The sequence below is a fragment of the Streptomyces sp. NPDC004752 genome (assembly GCF_053601275.1).
The window spans coordinates 22,592-28,606 of sequence record NZ_JBSGBN010000128.1 but is presented as its reverse complement, the minus strand read 5'-3'; the positions used below and the strand labels follow the sequence as shown (position 1 = coordinate 28,606).

The window sequence follows — 6,015 nt, the reverse complement described above, 5'->3', positions numbered from 1 at the left end:
GCCGCACCCTGTGTATCGACGCCGACGACAGAGTCCGCGGACTCGACGCGATCACCGGGCGGGAACGCTGGAGTGCCGACCTGGGCAAACACACCGACCTGTCGCAGCTGGGCGGCGGAGCACTAGCGATCTCCTCGGACACCATGGGTCGAAGTCACCGACCATTCTCCGGGGCGCCACGAGCCTGCGACTGGAGTTTTCGCAGCTCAGGAACAATATCGAACACTATAGCGGATGCAACAGGTGTGGTGCACGAAGCTACTCGACTTGATCGTTTCCTGCCGCCGTGGACGCGCTCCGGGGGCCTTGCGGATCTCTCACAACCGACCGAACGATGGTCGGGACGATCGAGCAGACCATCACGTTGCGATCCTCGGTCGCCCCAGAGGGCGACCGCCACGCTGCGCTCCAGCTTCATGTACAGGCGGGTGACCTGGTTGCGATCTTCGGTCGCCCCAGAGGCACAGCGCGGCCAGCGGACTGGCTCCGGTGGAGTTCGAGCGAACCGTCGCCGAAGCGCGGTCCCGCTCGCAACAGGACGCTCAAGCCGCATAAGGAAGTCCTCCACGTTTCCGGGGGATTGACAGCAACAGGGTTAGCGCACTTCATGGAGCCTTGGCTTGAAATCCCTGCCACTCCGCGACCGAAACCCTGTCATTGACATGTCCTTCACATCAAGGGTTACAGTCCCACCATCCGTGGAGATCTTGTGACTCTCGTATTGAAGTGGGGGCTGTGCGGTGGTTCTGTCTGTGTGGGGCCGCGCAAGACGTAGGTTGCGAACGTCTTCTGTTGCTGTCCGGTCGTTCGTAGCTGTGACGGTGCTCTCCCTGGTGATGGGCGGCGGAGCACTATCGGCGGGACCTGTGGCAGCGGCTGAGAATGCGCCTACTGCCAAGAATGGCCCGGCAGGGCGCACGTCGAAGGTACTGAAGTCGGAGCGTCCCATGACGCTCAAGGAACGCCGTGCTCAGGTCGAAGCGTTGCGGGCATCGGAGAAGCCCGGGGAGTTCGTCAGGCTCCCGGGGACCAAAACCCTGGCGAGCAGCGGTGCAGCGCCTGACGCCAAGGCAGTGAAGCACGAGTCCGTCAGTGCCGCGGCAGCGGCGATCGCGGCTCCTACGAATCTGCGTGTGGCCCCGCATGGGTGGTTCGGCTTCGACGTGGAGTGGGGCAACGTCAAGTTCGACACTCCGGTGGGGACCGAGTCGATCCACCAAGCTCTTTACCGGGCCTCGGACAACGCGTTGATCAAGCAGTGGTGCGATTCGGACCCTGACGGGACGAATGACTGGTCCGGGAAGACGCTCAACGGGGAGGTCGACGATCCGACGATCCTGACTCAGGGTGTCGAGTACTACATGAAGGTCTCCGTGTCCGCGGACCGGGGAACATACGCGGACCCTCTCGGCACGGGGTGCGCCACCGGTTGGAGTGCCGAGGCGAAGGGCCCGAACATCGCGGCCATGGGACGCCCCGTGACGGTCCCCGGATCTGAGACGTATGGCTGCGGCTGTTTCGACAGCACGGGCCGGATGCCGTTCCAGGGCTACCTCGGGGACCCGGTGAACACGGCGACCGGTGCCCAGACGGAGTCCGCTGTGGACGCCCAGGTGCCGGCACCTGGTGTGGCGTTCGCGTTGCGGAGGACCTACTCCTCCAACAACAGCGCGTCAGGTATCCTCGGCAGGGGCTGGTCCTCCGCGTACGACGTGCACCTCGAAGTGGCCGACACCAAGGCGGTGTATGTCGCCGACAGCGGTGCCCGGATCACCTACGCCAAGAACGCGACCACGGGCGTCTATACCGCTTCTTCCCTCGGGGTGACGGCGACGCTGACGGGATCGGCCACGAGCGGGTTCACACTGACGAGCGGCAGCCACGACAAGCTCACGTTCGATGGCAGCGGCCGACTCACCAACTGGCTGGACGCCGCGGGCAAGGGCCTGACTTTTGCATACTCGGGTGCGGACCTCGACACGGTGACGGATGCTGCCGGGCATGTGATCGACCTGACTATCGATCCCGATACCCACCTCCTGAAGGCGGCTGAACTGCCCGGCGGTCGGAGCGTCAGCTACGGCTATACGGACAGGCTGCTCACTTCCGCGACGGGGGCCGACGGCGGAACCTTCGTCTACGGCTACGGCGTCGGCCGGCTGACCAGCGTCACCGACCCGGCCGGGCGAAAGGTCATGGACGTCGAGTATGACGGCAGTGGTCGTGTGGTGAAGCACACCGACGCCGAAGGCAGGACAGCAACGTTCACCCGGGCGACTCTGGAGACCGACTACCAGGATCCCAACGGCGGTATCTGGACGGACCTTTACACCGGCAGCCTGCTGCGCAACCGCATCGACCCGCTCGGCAACGTCACCTCCTACGTGTACGACGCCAACATGCGGCTCACCCGCGTCACGGACCCGCGGGGCCGGTCCACAACCATGTCGTACGACTCCGCCGGCGGTCTGCTGAGCCGCAGCGGCGGAGGAGTCACCGAGTCGTGGACCTACAACACCTCCCACAACATCGCCACCTTCACCAACGCCCGCGGTGCGAAGACCACCTACGACTACGACGGTGACCAGCGGCTGACCTCGGTCGACGGCCGGAAGGGAAAGACCTCGTACACGTACAACGCGGCGGGGCAGATCGCCACGTCGACATCCCCGCGGGGCAAACCCACCTCCTTCGGCTACGACACGAAGGGAAACCTGACCTCCCAGACTGCACCATCGGGCGCAAAGACCACCTACACCTACGACGTTGCAGGACGCGTACTCACCATGACCGACCCGCGCGGCAACGTGTCGGGCGCGGATCCGGCAAAGTACACCACCACATTCGGGTACAACGCGGCAGGCCACCTGGAGAAGGTGACGGATCCGGCCGGTCAGGTGACCGCCTACGAGTACGACGACAACGGCAACCAGACGAAGGTGACCGACGCCACCCAGCAGGTCACCGTCTACGGCTACGACAAGTTCAACCGCCTCACCTCGGTGACGGCTCCGGACGGCTCGGCCGAGAGCACCGGCTATGACGCCAACGGAAACGTCGTTTCCGAAGTCGACGCGGCGGGCGGCAAGACCACATACGTCTACGACAAGGCCAACCGTCTGGTCTCCCTCACCTCGCCCCGCGGCAACGTGTCGGGCGCGGACCCGGCGAAGTACACCACCACGTACGGCTACGACGCCAACGGCAACGTGACCAGGTCTGTCGACCCGATGGGCGCGGTGACCACCACCGAGTACGACGACCTCAACCGCCCCACCAAGGTCACCGACGCACTGAATCACGCCACGACGACAGGCTACGACCCCAACGGCAACGTCAACCAGGTCACCGACGCACGTGGCAAGATCACCAAGTTCACCTACACACCGGCCGATCTCCTGGAGACGGTCACCAATCCGCTCAACAAGGTCACCACGTACGGCTACGACGCCGACGGCAACCGCACCTTGCAGACGTCCCACCTCACGCGCAAGTACACCTGGGCCTACAACGACGACGGCCTCCTGGAAGCGGAGACCGACCCGCGCGGCTACTTCACCAACAACACGCCGACGGACTACACCACCAAGTTCGGCTACGACGCCGCGGGCAACCAGACCAGCATCACCGACCCCTACGGTCATCAGCAGATCCGCGAGTACAACAGCCTCAACCTGCTGACAACCGCACAGGACGCCAGTAACCGCCGTACGACCTACGCCTACGACCCCCTGCGGCGCATCAAGACGGTCACCGCTCCCGACGACGGAACCACCGCCTACACCTACGACACCGCCGGCAACATACACACCCGCACCGACGCCAACCAGCACACCACCACCTACGGCTACGATCCCGTGCACCGTCTGACGTCGGTCACAGATCCGCTGGAGCGCACCGTCGGCTACCACTACGACGCCGACGGCAACCTCGACAAGGCGACCAACGCCCGAGGCACGGTCGCCACGAGCACCTTCGACGCCCTGAACCGGCCCACGGCCACCAGTTACAGCGACTCGACCCCGGCGACGACCACCGGCTACGACGCTGTCGGCAACCGCCACCAGATCGTCGACGCCACCGGCACACGCACCTTCGGCTACGACAACAATGGCAGGCTGACCACCGTCAGCCTGCCAGGCAGCAAGGCCTTCACCTACGGCTACGACGACGCCGGACAACTGACCAGCCGCACCTATCCGGACGGCCAGCAGACCACGTACACCTACAACTCCGACGGCGACCGCGCTACAGCCACCACCAACGGCCTGAAAACCACGTACGCCCACGCTTTTCCGGGCCTGCTGACCGGCACCACCCAGCCCAACGGCTACACAGAATCCAGGACTTACGACCGCAGCCTGCGGCTCACCGACGTCATCACCTCCAACACCACCGAGACGCTGGCGTCCTGGCACGGCGTCCTCGATGAGGACGGCCGGCCCCAACGAGTCGACCACGTAGGCACGACCGCGACGCAGTCGGAGTACTACACCTACGACCAGGCTGGACGACTGAAGGGCGACTGCTCCTCGCCCACCAAGGCCGACACCTGCCCGGCCGGATCACCCACCACGATCTATGCCTACGACAAGGTCGGCAACCGTCTGACCCGGACCGCTCCCAACAGCACCACCAACTACACATACGACGCCGCAGACCAGCTCACCAAAGCAGCCACCGGAGCCAGCACCACCAGCTACACCTACGACGCCGACGGAAACCAGACCACCAACGGAGTCGAGACCCTCACCTACAACGCCGCAAACCAGCTCAAGTCCAAGGGAACGACCACCTACACGTACGACGCCGACGGAAACCGCGCCAGTGCGGTCAAGGGCACCACCACGACGTCATACACCTGGGACATCAACAACGAACTGCCTGTCTTGGCCGGGGAAAGCATCTCCGGAACCGCCTGGACGGCCGCCTACACCTACAACGAACTCAGTCAGATCGAGTCCACCAAGCAGCCCAACGGCACCTTCTCCTACCAGCACGACCTGATCGGCTCGGTCACCAACATCACCAACTCCACCGGCGGCGCCACGGCCGAGTACATCTTCGGCCCATTCGGTGAGTACCCCACGAACCTCAACATCGGCGCCGAGGACGCACCGGTCAACCACTTCGGGTTCACGGGTGAGTACACCGACCAGACCATCAAGAACGACTACGACGCGGTCGCCACGAGCATCAACCTCCGCGCCCGCAACTACGACCCGGGCACCGGCCGCTTCACCAGCCGCGACCCCTATGCCTCGGGTACGCAGACGCCGCACACACAGTCGTACGCCTACGTCGAGAACATGCCGACCAGCCGCGTCGACCCCAGCGGCATGTGCAGCATCGCAACACAAATGAAGGACGTCTTCACCGGCAACTGGGGCTGGAACAACAACTGCGCGAAGGAAGACCGCGAAACCGCGACCCAGGCGCCCATCGTGCAATCGGCCAAGAACCTCTCCGATAAGGTCACCAGAGGCGCAGTCGAAGTCACAGGCCAAGCGGGCCTCGGCCTGCTCGACGGCATGACCCTCGGAACCTTCAGCTACCTCACCGGCGCCCAGGTCACCTGCCCACCCGCCTACAACACCGGCCTGTACGCAAGCATGGTGCCTTTCCCCGTCGCAGGCGGCAGGCATCTCGCCCTGGAAGGGGTGGAGTACGCCACCGCCTCCGTGTGGACACGAATCGCAGCAACGCAGCCTGTCTACGCTGGCACAATACTGCCGAGGTCCTTCAACCTGCTGACCGCTAGCGGACACCGAATCTGGGTCAACCCGAACGCGACCAAGCACATCGTCGAGGAGATCATGCACAACAGCTTTTCTCGAAACCTGAAGACGGAAGAGATGCTGGTCTCCCTCGTCCGGGCCGTGGATGATGCGACCAGGCAAGGCATCCAGTACGGTCGGAGGACCGTCAGTCACGGCTGGGAGCTGATCATCGTCCAGCCCAGAGCCCTGGCGCAGAATCCTGTACTGAAGCACGCGCGAAGGCTCGGGTGAGGCG

Annotated in this window: 1 protein-coding gene; it reads left to right on the top strand. The window is 64.5% G+C overall.

Going from position 1 to position 6,015, the window contains the following annotated elements:
• Positions 1–947 precede the first annotated feature (947 nt).
• Complete coding sequence (locus tag ACWEKM_RS36925; protein ID WP_451625650.1) at positions 948–6,011, top strand: DUF6531 domain-containing protein; 5,064 nt, start codon at positions 948–950, stop codon at positions 6,009–6,011.
• The last annotated feature ends 4 nt before the right edge of the window (positions 6,012–6,015 follow it).

What these genes read in the sequence shown, in the direction of transcription:
- ACWEKM_RS36925 (WP_451625650.1), top strand. Translation starts at nt 948, where the DNA reads ATGACGCTCAAGGAACGCCGTGCTCAGGTCGAAGCGTTGCGGGCATCG.